General features: G+C 69.8%; 12 protein-coding genes. 6 read left to right on the top strand and 6 right to left on the bottom strand.

Going from position 1 to position 14030, the window contains the following annotated elements:
• Positions 1 to 21 precede the first annotated feature (21 nt).
• Complete coding sequence (locus K8640_RS19615; RefSeq protein WP_223748403.1) at positions 22 to 1623, bottom strand: serine/threonine-protein kinase; 1602 nt, start codon at positions 1621 to 1623, stop codon at positions 22 to 24.
• Positions 1624 to 1912: 289 nt separating this feature from the next.
• On the opposite strand from K8640_RS19615, the gene K8640_RS19620 reads away from it, so the two are divergent.
• On the top strand, positions 1913 to 2776 hold the full coding sequence (locus tag K8640_RS19620) for an ABC transporter substrate-binding protein (RefSeq protein WP_223748404.1): 864 nt from the start codon (positions 1913 to 1915) through the stop codon (positions 2774 to 2776).
• A gap of 129 nt (positions 2777 to 2905) precedes the next feature.
• Entirely contained in the window at positions 2906 to 3355 is a 450-nt protein-coding gene (locus tag K8640_RS19625; protein ID WP_223748405.1) for an OsmC family protein, read from the top strand.
• A gap of 3 nt (positions 3356 to 3358) precedes the next feature.
• On the opposite strand, the gene K8640_RS19630 is transcribed toward K8640_RS19625, so the two are convergent.
• Entirely contained in the window at positions 3359 to 3778 is a 420-nt protein-coding gene (locus tag K8640_RS19630) for a helix-turn-helix domain-containing protein (protein ID WP_223748406.1), read from the bottom strand.
• A gap of 135 nt (positions 3779 to 3913) precedes the next feature.
• Between K8640_RS19630 and K8640_RS19635 the strand changes: the two genes are divergently transcribed.
• Together K8640_RS19635 and K8640_RS19640 are read left to right on the top strand one after the other, a co-directional pair.
• The gene (locus tag K8640_RS19635; RefSeq protein WP_223748407.1) at positions 3914 to 5161 is read left to right on the top strand and encodes an MFS transporter; all 1248 of its coding nucleotides are present in this window, start codon (positions 3914 to 3916) and stop codon (positions 5159 to 5161) included.
• 63 nt (positions 5162 to 5224) lie between these two features.
• A complete protein-coding gene (locus K8640_RS19640) occupies positions 5225 to 5986 on the top strand; it encodes a sulfotransferase (RefSeq protein ID WP_223748408.1) in 762 nt (253 codons plus the stop codon).
• On the opposite strand, the gene K8640_RS19645 is transcribed toward K8640_RS19640, so the two are convergent.
• The 3 genes from K8640_RS19645 to K8640_RS19655 all read right to left on the bottom strand — a co-directional run bounded on the left by K8640_RS19645 (position 5962) and on the right by K8640_RS19655 (position 8390).
• Positions 5962 to 6903, bottom strand: coding sequence for a sulfotransferase domain-containing protein (locus K8640_RS19645; RefSeq protein ID WP_223748409.1), 942 nt, complete (start codon positions 6901 to 6903; stop codon positions 5962 to 5964). The two genes, K8640_RS19640 and K8640_RS19645, sit on opposite strands and share 25 nt — an antisense overlap.
• A 136-nt stretch (positions 6904 to 7039) precedes the next feature.
• Entirely contained in the window at positions 7040 to 7384 is a 345-nt protein-coding gene (locus K8640_RS19650) for a DUF3703 domain-containing protein (RefSeq protein ID WP_223748410.1), read from the bottom strand.
• Positions 7385 to 7472: 88 nt separating this feature from the next.
• Positions 7473 to 8390, bottom strand: coding sequence for a cation diffusion facilitator family transporter (locus K8640_RS19655; RefSeq protein WP_223748411.1), 918 nt, complete (start codon positions 8388 to 8390; stop codon positions 7473 to 7475).
• 700 nt (positions 8391 to 9090) lie between these two features.
• Here K8640_RS19655 and K8640_RS19660 point away from each other — a divergent pair.
• The gene (locus K8640_RS19660; RefSeq protein ID WP_370640365.1) at positions 9091 to 10917 is read left to right on the top strand and encodes a BamA/TamA family outer membrane protein; all 1827 of its coding nucleotides are present in this window, start codon (positions 9091 to 9093) and stop codon (positions 10915 to 10917) included.
• Positions 10918 to 10921: 4 nt separating this feature from the next.
• Here the strand turns inward: K8640_RS19660 and K8640_RS19665 are convergent, their stop codons facing one another.
• Entirely contained in the window at positions 10922 to 11698 is a 777-nt protein-coding gene (locus tag K8640_RS19665) for a UPF0489 family protein (RefSeq protein ID WP_223748412.1), read from the bottom strand.
• A 117-nt stretch (positions 11699 to 11815) separates the two neighbouring features.
• Here K8640_RS19665 and K8640_RS19670 point away from each other — a divergent pair, with 117 nt between their 5' ends.
• Positions 11816 to 14023: an alpha/beta fold hydrolase gene (locus K8640_RS19670; protein WP_223748413.1), complete on the top strand. Its 2208-nt coding sequence runs from the start codon at positions 11816 to 11818 to the stop codon at positions 14021 to 14023.
• The last annotated feature ends 7 nt before the right edge of the window (positions 14024 to 14030 follow it).

The raw sequence follows: 14030 nt of genomic DNA on the forward strand, positions 1-14030 counted from the left end.
GAAGGGATTTGAAGTGTTTCACTAGTAGGGGTTGTCCTTGAAATTGTCGCGCGACTCAGCGGGCCGCTGGGGGCGGGCCGGCGCAGTCGGCTTCTTCTTGAGCCTGTGGCGGATGGTCTGTTCGGTGCCGGTGCCCTCGGCCTTCACCGTGAGGGGCTGGTAGCCCTCCAGCGTGAAGGTCAGATCCGCGCTCGCCCTGCCTTCACCGTCCTGCCGCACCTTGTACGTCACGGGGGTGACACCCAGGTCCTTGTTCCCCGCGCGGACGCGGGCGCCCATGGGCTCGCTCTCGATCTTGAAGAGCACCGAGGGCGCGTTGCCGGGCACCAGCGGCGCCAGCGCCAGGTCGTCGTCCACGGCGACGGCCGTCGACCCCGGGGGCGCCTTCTCGGGCGCGGGGGGCGCCTTGGGCGCCATGGCCTGGGTGGGGACGGCGTTGGCCGGCAGCGGCTTGAGCTTGGGCTCGCGCATCATCATGGCCACCGCGAAGAGTCCGCCGCCGATCACGATGGCGCCGCCGAGGATGGCCAGGGGCAGCAGCAGGCCCTTGCCGGACTTCGCGGCCGGCTCCTCCACGGCGATGTCCAGCGCCATGGTGCTGGGGCCGGAGCCGGCGGCGTTCACCGGCCCGCTGATGGGGCCGCTGCGAGGACCGCTGCCGGTGCCCGTCAGGCGCGGGCCGCTGAAGACGCCGCTGACGCCCACCACGTGCGACAGGCGGCGCATGGCCTCCAGCACCTCGTCCATGGACTGGTAGCGCTCGGAGGGAATCTTGGCGAGGCACTTCATGACGAGCGCCTCCACCTCCGCGGGCACGCCATGGCTGGCCCAGACGGCGCCGAAGGCGGGAGGGGGCTCGTTGATGTGCTTGACGATGACGTCGATGCTCTGCGCGGCCAGGAAGGGCGGCTGGCCCATCAGCATCTGATAGAGCACCACGCCCATGCTGTACACGTCGCTGCGCGGGTCGGCGACGTTGCGCGCCTGCTCCGGCGCCATGTACTGCGGCGAGCCCAGGATGATGCCCGCCTGGGTGAGCGACGTGTCCTGCGGCACGTCCGCGTCGCCGATGAAGGACTTCACCAGGCCGAAGTCGAGCACCTTGACGATGTCGTGGTCCGTCTCCTGGTTGAGGACCATCACGTTGGCGGGCTTCAGGTCGCGGTGGATGAGGCCGACCTTGTGCGCCTCGCGCAGCGAGCGGGCGATCTGCTGCGTGATGTTGAGCGCGCGCGCCCACGGCAGCGGGCCCACCTGCGTGAGCAGCTGGCCGAGCGTGAGCCCGTCCAGGTACTCCATCGCGATGTAGTAGATGCCGTCGTCCGTCTTGCCGTAGTCGATGACGGTGACGGTGTTGGGGTGGCGCAGCTTCGCGGTGACGCTGGCCTCCAGGAAGAAGCGCTTCTGGAAGCCCGGGTCCTTGCCCTCGTCGTTGTAGTGGGGATTGAGGACCTTCAGCGCGACCAGCCGGTCCAGCGGCGCCTGCACCGCCTTGTAGACGCGGCCCATGCCTCCGGCGCCCAGGGTCTCCAGGATGCGGAAGCGCTCGTTGAGGACGCGCCCCAGCAGCGGATCCACCATGTCGGGCGGCGCGCCATTCGTCGGGGCGTTGTTTTCAATCATGTCTGCCCCCACCGACCGGGAAGGCACACGACGCTCCGGTCGAACATGCGTGCGGATGCTAACACCGCAATCGTCCACTGCCCAAGCGACCTGCCAGGTTGGCGCAGTGCATCAACGGCCGAGAAACCGGCCCGGGCGCCGCAACGTCCGGCACCGGACACGCGGCCGGTGGATCAGCCGGCAGACGCGGACTGGGGGGCGGGAGCGTGAGCGACTCGGAGTGTGGAACAAGGTTTTCGGGATTTCATGAAGCCTCCGCGAAGAGGGTGCGCGCGGTTAGGGTGGCGGGATGAGCGTCCACCTGACCGAGTTGCTTTCCAGCGCGCCCGCCTACCCCCGGCGGGTGGTGTGCATGACGGAGGAGACGACGGAGGTGCTCTACCGCATCGGCGCGGGGGAGCTGGTGGTGGGGGTGTCTGGCTTCACGGTGCGGCCGCCGGAGGCGCGCAAGAAGCCCCGGGTGTCGTCGTTCCTGGACGCCAACTTCGAGCGCATCTTGGAGCTCAAACCGGACCTGGTGTTGGGCTTCTCCGACTTGCAGGCGGACCTGGGCCGCGAGCTGTGCAAGCGGGGCGTGCCCGTGTACCTGTTCAACCAGCGCTCGGTGGCGGAGATCCTCCAGTCGGTGCGGCTGACGGGCGCGCTGGTGGGGCGCGCGGAGGCGGCGGAGAAGCTGGCGGAGGAGCTGACGGCGAACCTCACGCGCCACGCGGACGCGGCGGAAGCGCTGCCGCGCCGGCCGCGCATCTTCTTCGAGGAGTGGCACGAGCCGCTCATCTCCGGCATCCGCTGGTGCTCGGAGCTGGTGGAGCTGGTGGGCGGCGAGGACGTGTGCCGCGAGTCGCGCGCGTCGCAGGGCGCGAAGGGGCGCATCTTCGAGCCCGAGGAGGTGGCGCGCAGGAACCCCGACGGCGTCATCGCCAGCTGGTGTGGCCGCAAGGCGAAGCGGGACAAGATTGCCGCGCGTCCGGGCTGGGAGAAGGTGACGGCGGTGGTGGAAGACCAGCTCTACGAGGTGAAGAGCAGCCTCATCCTGCAGCCGGGCCCCGCGGCGTTGTCGGACGGCGTGGAGAAGCTCGCGCGCATCGTCTCGGCGATTGCGCGCGGGGAGAAGCTGCCCGTGCCGAAGGGCGCGGACCTGCGCGGCGGATGACGGAAGTCCGGACGCCGCGTAGGGGACGGGCTCCCTCGATGGAGTGAGCCGGTGCGACAGTCGAGCCGGAACGACAAAGGGGCTCCTATGCTCGGGCCCGAGGACACACGCAACGCAAGGAGGCAGGACGTGGAAGGATTTCCGCTGAGGCTCACGTGGAAGGGCTCCACCGCGAGCGAGTACAGCCGCAACGCGGTGGCTGGCACGGATGGCAAGCCGGACATCCTGGTGAGCGCGGGGACGGGGTATGGCGGTGAGGACTCGCGCTGGAATCCGGAGGACCTGCTCGGGGCCTCGGTGGCGCAGTGCCACCTGCTCACGTTCCTGGCGCTGGCGAAGAAGCTGCGGCTGGATGTGCGCTCGTACGAGGACCAGGTGACGGTGTTCCTCGACACGGTGGAGAAGGTGAAGCGGGTGAACAAGGTCCGCCTCGCGCCGCTCATCCGCGTGGCGCCGGGCACGGACGTGGAGAAGGTGCGCGAGATGTTCGTGAAGGCGCACAAGTACTGCTTCATCGGCCAGAGCATCACCGCCGAGGTGGTGATGGAGCCGACCATCGAGGTGCAGTCCGAGGCGTAGCGCTCAGCGCTTCCTGCGCGGCTTCTGCTCGGACACCTTCTTCACGACGGCGTCCGAGCACGCCAGGGGCCGGCCGTCCTCGGCGCGCAGCTCCAGGGGGCGCACCGGCCTGCCGTGCTCCGTGTCGACCAGTCGGGAGCGGGGCTCGTCGGGTTGGAAGCAGTGGTGCTCGCCCCACTGCCGCAGGGCCACGATGACCTGGAACAGGTCCTTGCCCTTGGGCGTCAGCGCGTACTCGTGGAACGCGCTCCCGTCGGACGCGGCCACCGTCTCCAGGATGCCGTGCGCGACCAGGTTGCGCAGGCGGCCGGAGAGGATGTTGCGCGCCACGCCCAGGTTCTTCTGGAGCTCTCCGAAGCGGCGCAGGCCGTCGAACACGTCCCGGAGGATGAGCAGGGACCACTCGTCACCGAGGATGTCCACGGTCCGCTCGACGGGGCACTCGGCCTGGCTGTGGGGTTTTCGCTGCGCCATTCGGAAACGGAGGTTGCCACATCCCCTCCGGCCCGTTAACTCCCCGCTGGTTTCATTTTGAAACCAGATGCGGGCAGGTGGTGGATGCGACGGGAGTCCAAGGTGGTGGAGCCTGCGGGCAGGGGGGCGCCCGGGCTGTCGGGCGCGGTGACGGGGTTGTTGGCGGTGGCCTGCGGGCTGGCCGTCGCCAACGTCTATTACGCGCAGCCGTTGTTGGATGCGATGGCGCGGGAGCTGGGGTTGCAACCCGCGACGGTGGGCGTGGTCGTCACTGTCACGCAGGTGGGGTACGGGTTGGGGCTGTTGCTCCTGGTGCCGCTGGGAGACCTGGTGGAGCGGCGTCGGCTGGTCGCCCTGCAGATGCTGCTGTCGGTGGCGGCGTTGACGCTGGTGGGGCTGGCGCCCTCGGGCGCGGTGTTGCTCGGCGCGCTGGCGGTGGTGGGGCTGCTCGCGGTCGTCACGCAGGTGTTGGTGGCGTTCTCCGCGTCGCTCGCGTCGCCAGCCGAGCGGGGCCGCGTGGTGGGGCTGGTGACGAGCGGGGTGGTGATAGGCATCCTGATGGCGCGCACCGTGGCGGGCTTCCTGTCCGATGTCGCCGGGTGGCGCTCCGTCTATCTCGTGTCGGCGGGCGCGACGTTGCTCGTGGCGCTGGCGCTGCTGCGGGTGCTGCCTCGCGAGCGTGCGCGCACGCGGCTGTCCTATCCGGAGCTGCTGCGCTCGGTGCTCACGCTGTTCGTGGAGGAGCCCGTGCTGCGGGTCCGCGCGGTGCTCGCGCTGTTGGGCTTCGCCGCGTTCAGCACCTTGTGGACGCCGATGGTGCTGCTGCTGGCGGCGCCGCCGTTCTCGCTCTCGCACACGCAGGTGGGCCTGTTCGGCCTCGCGGGGGTCGCGGGCGCGCTGGGGGCGTCGAGGGCGGGGCGGCTGGCGGACCGGGGCTTCGGGAATCGGACGACGCTGTTCGCGCTCGGGCTGCTGCTGGTGTCGTGGGTTCCCATCGTGCTGACGCAGACGCACCAGTCGCTGTGGGCGCTGGGGTTGGGAATCATCGGTCTGGACCTGGCCATCCAGGCGTTGCATGTGACGAACCAAAGCGAGCTGTACGCGGTTCGCCCGGAGGCGCGCAGCCGGTTGGTGGCGGGCTACATGGTCTTCTATTCCATCGGCAGTGGCGCGGGCTCGCTCGCGTCCACGGTGGTGTTCGCGCACGCGGGTTGGGTGGGCGTGTGCGTGCAGGGGGCGGCCATCGCCGCCGTGGCGCTGGGGTTCTGGGGCGTCACGCGACTGGCGGCGCGGGAGCGGGGATTCGCGAGGGTTCGCCGCGTCTCGTCATGACGTGGGTGCTCGATTCGTGAGACGCCTGCCCTCCGGTCCCGGGGGTGATTCGTGGAGCAGGTGGTGCGCAGGTCGCCGCTGTACACATTCGTCATCTGTCCGAACAACAGCGGCAGCACGTTGCTGGTGCGGCTGCTGGCCACGTCGGACCAGGTCTCCGTCTTCGACTCGATGAACCACGAGGGACAGTGGCTGGTGCACCGGGATGACCCGGAGGCGATGCCCATCCCCGACACCGAGTCGGACGAGCTTCGCAACTGGACGACGAACGAGGCGAAGTTCGCGGACCCCCAGCGCTACCACTGGGAGCGCATCAAGGCCGTCTGGCATCGCGCGTGGGATTTGGGCAAGGCGGTGCTCGTGGAGAAGAGCCCGCCCATGGTGATGGCCGCGCCGCTGTTGCAGGAGCAGTTCGCGCCCGCGCGGTTCATCGTCTCGGTGCGCAGTCCGTATGCCTTCGCCGAGGGCGTGCGGCGCAAGCGCGGCTATCCGCTGTCCGTCGCGACGGCGCATTGGGTGCGCTCCAGCCGGCTGCAGCTCCGCAACCGGGCCGTGCTGCGAGGCTCGCTCTTCTTCCGGTACGAGGACCTCTGTCAGTCCCCGGAGACCATCGCCGCGAGAATCCTCGAGTACATCCCGGAGCTGGGGCGGCTGGATGTCGGCCGCGCGTTCGACATCATGGGCGAGCGCAGCACCATCCGTGACTTCAACGGGGACTCGCTCGGACGCATGAGCGCCGCGGACCTGGAGGAGATCAACACGGCGCTCGCGGGTCATGAGGACGTGCTGGAGGCGCTGGGCTACGAGCGCCTCGTCCGGGCTTGAGCGGGTGGGGATGACCGCAGTTGCTGGCGAAGCCGTGCATAGGAGGGGATTCCGAGTGGCACCTCGATGTCCGCGCGCCAGGTCGCGGCGAGCGCGTCGTGCACCGCCGCGGACAGCTCCGAGGAGTCTCCCACGCGGCCGGCTCGGACCTTGGTGGTCTGGACCTCGGGTGGGAGCGCGGTGAGTCGATTGACGGCCTCGGTCGTCGGGTGGTCGTCGAACTGGGACTCGTGCGCGTGCATGAACTCGAAGGTGGACTGCTTCGTCACGAGCGCGACGAGCGCGTCGTCCAGGGGGATGCCCATGAAGGCGCCGATGCGTCGGACCGCGGACGCCAGGTCCTCCTTCATGTCCTCGTAGGCGAGCAGCAGCACGTCGTCGCGCTCGCGGACGCTCCACCAGGCGCGCAGGTGTTCCCAGTAGCGGCCGAAGCGCGCGTCCTTCAGGAAGATGCCGAAGCAGAACTCCTCCACGCTGACGGAGTCGGGCTCGAACATCCAGCCGTTCACGTAGTGGTAGAAGGACGTGAGCGTGTCCGCCGGGTCTCGCATCACGTGGATGTAGCGCCCGCCCTTCGGCACCCGCTCCCAATGCAGGTGTGTCTTGAACGCGCGCGGTTTCGCGACCTGGGGCCCCGCGAGGTCGACGCCCGGGAGGGGTGGGCTCTCCAGCCACGGGACGACGAGGGAGATCTCCTCGAAGCCCATGTCGCCGCGCGTGCGCAGGCCGTGGACGATTTGCTGCGTCCACGTGGTTCCGCACTTGGGATAGGTGGCGACGAAGATGTCTGTCGGCTCCACGTGGAAGTGCGCGGGGCCGGAGATGGGCTCGCGCCATGCGCGCAGGGCCTGCAGCTCCGGAAGCGATTTCGGCAGGCGAGATGATGGCTGACGGTGCGCGGCGTCCGACGTGGTCATGCGGCGTGCCCCCCAGGTGGAGTGACTCCACCCGCGCGGGAGCCTAGCGTCAGTCCGTGCCCGCATCGCGTGCCGCGTTCGTCACGGGCCTTGGTCGAAGGCCGTTCGACGCGGGATGTCACTTCGACGCGGGGAGTTATCGCGCGGTCAGGATGGCGCGGAGGTCCTCGGGGATGTCCATGGGTGTGAAGATGCCCACGTTGGCGCCGCCCGTGTTGCCCAGCGGCGCGCGACCGAGCCACGAGCCCGGCGCGGCCAGGAGGAGTCGCGGCAGCTGTCCGAGCAGCTCCCCCCAGTCTCCGTGTCGAACGGCCCAACGGAACATGGCGCCGTGGACGCGCAGGTGGGGCCACGCATGGGCCTGACTCAGGATGTGGGCGCGCTCCAGGAAGCGCCAGGCGTCTTGATGGGCACCGCGTGCATGGGCTTGCTCGGCGCGGCGCAGCTCGAGGTCGAAGTGGGTTCGCAGGGTCGGGGTCATCGGAGGTCTCGGCGGGGCGCTGGCGAGGGGGGCATCTTCAGGGCGAGGGACTCGAGGTCGGCGGCGGGGCCGGACTCGCACGGTGCCGTCAGGCGCATGCGGCGTGGCGGGTGTCACCAGGGGCGCAGGGGTGGCAGGTCGCGGCGAGCGCGGGTTCGAGTTGGAGTGTGACGTGCTCGATGCCGAACGTGTCGTGCAGCCGGGCCTTCAGCGAGGGGACGAGCGCCTCGGTGCCGGACGGCGCATCCACCACGAGGTGGGCGGTGAGGGCCGACTCGGTGGTGCTCAAGGCCCAGACGTGGAGGTCGTGCACGCCGGTGACACCGGGCGCCTGCGTCATGAGGCTTCGCACCGCGCCCAGGTCGATGTTCGCGGGAACGGCCTGCAGCGCGAGGTTGAAGGAGTCCACCAGCAGCCTCCACGTGCTGACGAGGATGAGCAGCGCGATGCCGAGCGTCACCACCGGGTCCAGCCACGCCTGCCCCGTGAAGTAGATGAGCGCGCCGCTGAGCACCACGGCGAGCGACACGCCCGCGTCGGCCGCCATGTGCAGGAACGCGCCCCGCACGTTGAGGTCGTTCCTGCGCCCCTTCCAGAACAGCAGGGCCGTGGCGGTGTTGATGACGACGCCGATGCCCGCGACGCTCATGACGGTGAGGCTGGCGACGGGCGCTGGCTCGCCGAAGCGGCGGAGGGCTTCCCAGCCGATGGCGCCGACAGCGACCAGCAGGATGAGCGCGTTGAAGAGGGCCGCGAGGATGGAGGCACCGCGCAGGCCGTAGCTGCGCCGCTCGGTGGGCTGGCGTCGGGCGAGGATGCTGGCGCCCCAGGCGAGCACGAGCCCCAGCACGTCGCTCAGGTTGTGGCCCGCGTCCGCGAGCAGCGCCAGCGAGCCGGAGAGGAAGCCGTACAGCGCCTCGATGGCCACGAAGGCCAGGTTGAGCGTGACGCCGAGCGCGAAGGCTCGGCCGTGTGACGTGGGCGCGTGGCTGTGTGAACCCGACATGGGGAAAGGGACCTCCAGGAATGGATGGCTCCGGGGGCGAGCGCTCGAGGACCCACGAGCCGCGACCCACCGTTCATCGAGGAAGACGCCACCTTTCGCGCGGTATTACAGCGGCATTTCCCGAGGGTTTTCGACGGCGAGCGTGCTGCCAGCGGGCCCGTTGCTCGGGAGGCTCCGCGCGGCGGATTCGGTTCCGACACAGGGCCCTGGTCGTCCTGCGACTCGGGCGACAGCCACCACCGAGAGGCCCGCGCCAGGAGCCGCACCGAAGGCGGTGCTCCGTGCACGTGGTGGTGCTGTCTGGGGTCCTTGGGCCTGGGCGGTTCTCGCCCGAGCGATAGCCCGGACATCACGGAGGGGGCCGACGTCGACGAACCGCGCCATCCGAGCTTCCCGCGATGAAGATGCTCGCCAGGAATGCGGCGCATGCCAGGATGGTGGGGTGGCGCTACCACTGGTTGCCCTCATCGTCGTTCCTCTTGCCCTGACTCCACTCCAGGCGGAGCCTGTCGTCGCGTTGCTGTCACCTGCCGCGCTTGTCGCGACGCCACAGGGCGTGCAGGCGGCCCCCAGCCCCGAGAAGCGGGCGCCTGTCGTTGCGTCTCCGCCACGGGTCGCGCTCGTCGCGACGCAGCAAAGCGAACTGGCGGAGCCCGTCTCGGAGACCCCGACTCCCGCCGTTGCGTCGCCGCTACTGGGCGTGACGCAGCAAAGCGAACTGGCGGAGCCCGTCTCCGAGACGCCGGCTCCCGTCGTCGCGACTCCGCCGCCGGACGCGCCCGTCGCGACACAGCAGGGTGAGCAGCCCGAGGGCGCCACGGTGGAGCCTCCACCCGCGCGCGCACCCGGGCTGACGCAGGAGAACTACGAGGAGGCCCTCGTCGTCGAGTCGCTCGTCCGGCATGGCCGCCAGGTGGACCCCTCCCCGGAAGGAAAGCCGCTCTCGGATGTGCTCGTGGACACCGAGGAGGTGGTGGCCGAGAGCGACCCGTATCCTGACTTCCTCAACATCTTCCACGTGCGCACGCGCGACGAGGTCGTCCGGCGCGAGGTGCTGCTGCCGCTCGGTCAGCCCTACTCCACGCGCCTCGCGGAGGAGACGGCGCGCAACCTGCGCGCACTGCGCCTGTTCTCCGTGGTGCGAGTCGTCCCGCTCGTCGGCAAGACGCCCGGCACGGTGTCGCTGCTCGTCGTCACCAAGGACATCTGGTCGCTACGACTCAACAGCGACTTCTCCGCGGTCGGCTCGCTGCTCCAGTACCTGCGGCTGCAGGGCACGGAGCAGAACTTCCTGGGCCGGGGCAAGAAGCTCGCGGTGGACTTCATCCTGCGCCTGGACACGCTCAGCCTCGGACAGAGCTACACCGACCCGCGCGTGCTGGGCAGTCGCTGGTCGTTCACCGAGTCCGCCGCCATCATCATCGGACGCGAGAGCGGCCAGGCCGAGGGCTCGCGGGGCAGCGTCTCCGTGAGCCGGCCCCTCTACTCGCTGTCGACGCCGTGGAGCGTCAGCTCATCCGTGGCGTGGAACGTGGAGACCAATCGCGTCTACCGGGGCGCGGACATCTGGCAGCTCCCGTTCCCCGGTGGCCCGACGGTGCCCTACGTGTACCGGACGGAGGAGGTCGCGGGCGCGGCCTCGTACACGCGCTCCTTCGGCCTGCGCTACAAGCTCAACCTGAGCGGCTCCGTGGGCGCGTACCACTACGCCTACGACCCGCCGAGGTCGTCGATGTTGACCGAGGACCAGTCCGCCTGGTTCCGGCGCAACTACCTGCCGCGCGCCGAGGACGCGGGCTACGTGTCCATGTCCCTGCGCGCCTTCGAGGCCCGCTACGAAGTCCTCCGCGACGTGGACTCCTATGTCCTCTCCGAGGACTACCAGATGGGGCACTGGCTCTCCGCGACGCTGCGCTACGCGCCGCCCGTCTTCGGTGACGACACGCACTTCACGGAGGCAGGGCTGGCCGCGCGCTACCGCCTGCGCTGGGGCGAGGCGCTCACCACTGTCGCCGCCTCCGGCTCCATCCGTCGACAGATGGGCGACGCGGCGACCTGGAACAACCGCCACTGGGCCGCGGAGCTGACGCAGGTGTCGCCCAAGGTGCTCGGAGGACGCTTCGTCGCGCGCGGCCTGCTGGACGTCAACATCGACGACCTGTTCGACCGGGTGACGCTCCTCGGTGGAGGCAACGGCCTTCGCGGCGCGCCCGCGGACGAGTACTCCGGCAAGCGGATGTTGCTCGTGAACGTGGAGTACCGCACCGCGCCGCTGGTCATCAAGACCGTGCACGTGGGCGGCGTGCTCTTCCTCGACTCGGGCAGCGCGTTCAACGACAGGCCGGACATGGTGACGTCCGTGGGCGTGGGCCTGCGGCTGCTCTTCCCTCAGTTCAACGTCAACCCGTTCCGAATCGACTTCGGCTACGTGCTCAACGGCGACCGGCCTCCCATCGGCAGCCGCTTCACGTTCGCCGGCGGCCAGGTGACGGACCTGCGCCCCAGCTTCCTCGACTCACCGCTGTAGCCGCTCACGGCGGCTCGACGCGCAAGAGCTCCCGGAACAACACCTCGGCGACATCCCGGAACAGCTCCCCGGACGCGAGCAGTCCGCCGCAGTGGTGCGGCTCCCTCGCGAGCGTCAGCGCCACCGCGCGCTGGAGCACCGCGTCCCAGAAGGGCTCGGAGCCGTCGGGCAGGAGGAACTCTCGGATGATGGCGCGCGGCCAGGGCAGCACCGTCGTCGGGTCCGCGTCGCTCAGCGAGGTGAAGCAGTCCAGGTCCACGTCCAGCAGCACCCGCTCCGCGTCCTCCAGCACGTCCCGCACCGCGTCACCCGGAGCAGGGTGGCTCCACGCCTCGGACGCGCGGTCCACCGTGGGCACCACCACCAGTCGGTGCGAGCGGCCTCGCGTGTCCACGTAGGTGTCCCCCGCGAAGGCGCCCCGGGGCCGCGTCCGGGCGATGAACAACGCATCCCCCACCAGCCCCGCCTCCATCGCCGCGAGGATGTGGTCGTAGTTGCGCACGTCCAACTCCCACCGGGCGTGCTCATCCAGCGCTCGCAGGCCCGCCGAGCGGTCCGGCACCGCCTCCGGCCTCCGGGGCACCACCACGTCCAGGTGGCGGTCCAGCGTGACGAGCAGCGCGGCGGGCCCGGAGTCCCCCAGGGCCATGGCCCAGGAGGGCAGGGCGAGCCGGTGGGGGTCGAAGACGTACGCGTCCGTCGGCCCCCGGCCGCCTCCCAGCCCCAGCCGGATGATGCCCGCCAGGCGCAGGTGGAGCAGGGCGTCGTCGTCGGTCTTCATGCCTCGGGAATCCTCGCGTCCGTCGCGGGTTTGCTCAGCTTGCGCGGCGGCCGAGTGTAGGCTTCCCCGCACCTTTCCGTGAAAGGAGCCCCGCCGCTGGCGGGAGTTCGACTACGCATGCGCCAGGTCCTCGCCGCAGCGCTCATTTTCGTGAGCGCGCCCGTATACGCCCAGGAGATGAAGCCCCTCACCATGCCCCAGACGGCGCACTCGCAAGACCCCTTCTTGAGGCAGCTGTCGGAGACCCGCAACTTCTCCAGCGGCCGCCCGGTGAGCGTACGGGTCACCCCGGACGAGAAGCAGGTCCTCTTCCTGCGCACCCAGGACACCTCCAACGTCCAGACGCTCTATGCGTTCGACGTGGCGACCGGGGAGGTGAAGGAGGTGCTCACCCCCGAGGCGCTGCTCAAGGGCACCGAGGAGACGCTCACCCCCGAGGAGAAGGCCCGCCGTGAGCGCATGCGCGTCAGCGCCCGGGGCTTCACCTCGTACCAGATCTCCGACGACGGCACGCGCCTGCTCGTCCCGCTCTCCGGCCGGCTCTATGTCGTCGAGCGCGCGAGCGGCAAGGTGACCGAGCTCAAGACGGGCCCCGGCGTGCTGGACCCGCGCTTCTCCCAGGACGGCAAGCAGGTGGCCTACGTCCGCGAGAACGACGTCTACCGAATCGACATCGCGGCGAACAAGGAGCAGCGCGTGACGAAGGGAGGCACCGCCGAGAAGACGCACGGCGTGGCCGAGTTCGTCGCCCAGGAGGAGATGAGCCGCTTCTCCGGCTACTGGTGGAGCCCCGATGCCAGGCGCGTCGCCTACACCGAGTCCGACACCTCGGAGGTGGAGAAGCTCACCATCGTCGACGTGATGCACCCCGAGCGCGGCGGCGAAATCTTCGCGTACCCGCGCCCCGGCAAGCCCAACGCCAAGGTGCGCCTGGGCGTCACGGCCGTTACCGGTGGCAAGACGACGTGGGTGCAGTGGGACGCGGCGAAGTACCCGTACCTGGCCACCGTGGTGTGGCCCAAGGGCGGCCCGCTCACCATCCTGGTGCAGAACCGCGTCCAGACGGAGCAGCAGCTGCTCGCCGTCGACCCGGCCACGGGCAAGACGCGGGAGCTGCTGGTGGAGAAGGATTCGGCCTGGCTCAACCTGGACCAGGACTTCCCGCTGTGGCTGGACGATGGCTCGGGCTTCCTCTGGTACACCGAGCGCAACGGCGGCCCGGAGGTAGAGCTGCGAAAGGCGGACGGCTCGCTCGACAAGAGCTTCGTCAAGCCGGACGCGGGCTTCCGGGGCATGACGCGCTTCGTGCAGAAGGACCGCACGCTGTTCTTCAACGGCGGCCCCAACCCCACGCAGAGCGTGTTCTGGCGCGTGAAGGACGGCGGGGTGCCCGAGCGCGTGACGAAGAACGGCGAGGGCATCGAGGGTGGCTCCGCCTCGCGCGACGGCGGGGTGTTCGTCGTCAACACGTCCAGTCTCAAGAGCATGAGCCGCACGGAGGTGCTGCGCGCGGACGGCACGCGCGTGGGCCAGCTGCCGGAGGTGGCGCAGGAGCCGCCCTTCGTCCCCAACACGGAGCTCAGGCAGGTGGGCCCCAAGCGCTACTGGGCGTCCATCACCCGCCCGCGCGACTTCAAGCCCGGCAAGAAGCTGCCCGTCATCGTCGACATCTACGGCGGCCCCACCACCACCGTGGTGCACCACAGCATGGCCGCGCACCTGATGTCCCAGTGGATGGCGGACCAGGGCTTCCTCGTCGTGAAGTTCGACGTGCGCGGCACCCCCCTGCGCGGCGCCGCCTGGGAGCGAGAGGTGAAGTACGACTTCGCCACCGTCACCCTGGATGACCAGGTGGACGCGCTCCAGGCGCTGGCCAAGGAGCTGCCCGAGCTGGACCTCAAGCGCGTGGGCATCCAGGGCTGGAGCTTCGGCGGCTACATGGCCGCGCTGGCCGCCCTCAAGCGCCCGGACGTCTTCAAGGCCGCGGTGTCCGGCGCCCCCGTGGTGGACTGGCTCGACTACGACACGCACTACACCGAGCGCTACCTGGGCCTGCCCCAGGAGCACCCCGAGGCGTACGAGAAGAGCTCGCTGCTCACCTACGCCAAGGCGGACAAGCCCATCGGCAAGCTCTTGCTCATCCACGGCACCGCGGATGACAACGTCTACTTCTTCCACACGCTGAAGCTGAGCGACGCCCTGTTCCGCGCCGGCAAGCCGCACGAGCTGCTCCCGCTGAGCGGCCTGACGCACATGGTGCCCGACCCGCTGGTGAAGCAGCGCCAGTGGGAGCGCGTGATGGAGCACTTCAAGAAGAACCTGTGACGGGCGC

Source organism: Myxococcus sp. XM-1-1-1 (assembly GCF_020037095.1).
GTDB classification, from domain to species: domain Bacteria; phylum Myxococcota; class Myxococcia; order Myxococcales; family Myxococcaceae; genus Myxococcus; species Myxococcus fulvus.

What these genes read in the sequence shown, in the direction of transcription:
- K8640_RS19615 (WP_223748403.1), bottom strand. Translation starts at nt 1,623, where the DNA reads ATGATTGAAAACAACGCCCCGACGAATGGCGCGCCGCCCGACATGGTG.
- K8640_RS19620 (WP_223748404.1), top strand. Translation starts at nt 1,913, where the DNA reads ATGAGCGTCCACCTGACCGAGTTGCTTTCCAGCGCGCCCGCCTACCCC.
- K8640_RS19635 (WP_223748407.1), top strand. Translation starts at nt 3,914, where the DNA reads ATGCGACGGGAGTCCAAGGTGGTGGAGCCTGCGGGCAGGGGGGCGCCC.
- K8640_RS19645 (WP_223748409.1), bottom strand. Translation starts at nt 6,903, where the DNA reads ATGACCACGTCGGACGCCGCGCACCGTCAGCCATCATCTCGCCTGCCG.
- K8640_RS19650 (WP_223748410.1), bottom strand. Translation starts at nt 7,384, where the DNA reads ATGACCCCGACCCTGCGAACCCACTTCGACCTCGAGCTGCGCCGCGCC.
- K8640_RS19655 (WP_223748411.1), bottom strand. Translation starts at nt 8,390, where the DNA reads ATGTCGGGTTCACACAGCCACGCGCCCACGTCACACGGCCGAGCCTTC.
- K8640_RS19665 (WP_223748412.1), bottom strand. Translation starts at nt 11,698, where the DNA reads ATGAAGACCGACGACGACGCCCTGCTCCACCTGCGCCTGGCGGGCATC.
- K8640_RS19670 (WP_223748413.1), top strand. Translation starts at nt 11,816, where the DNA reads ATGCGCCAGGTCCTCGCCGCAGCGCTCATTTTCGTGAGCGCGCCCGTA.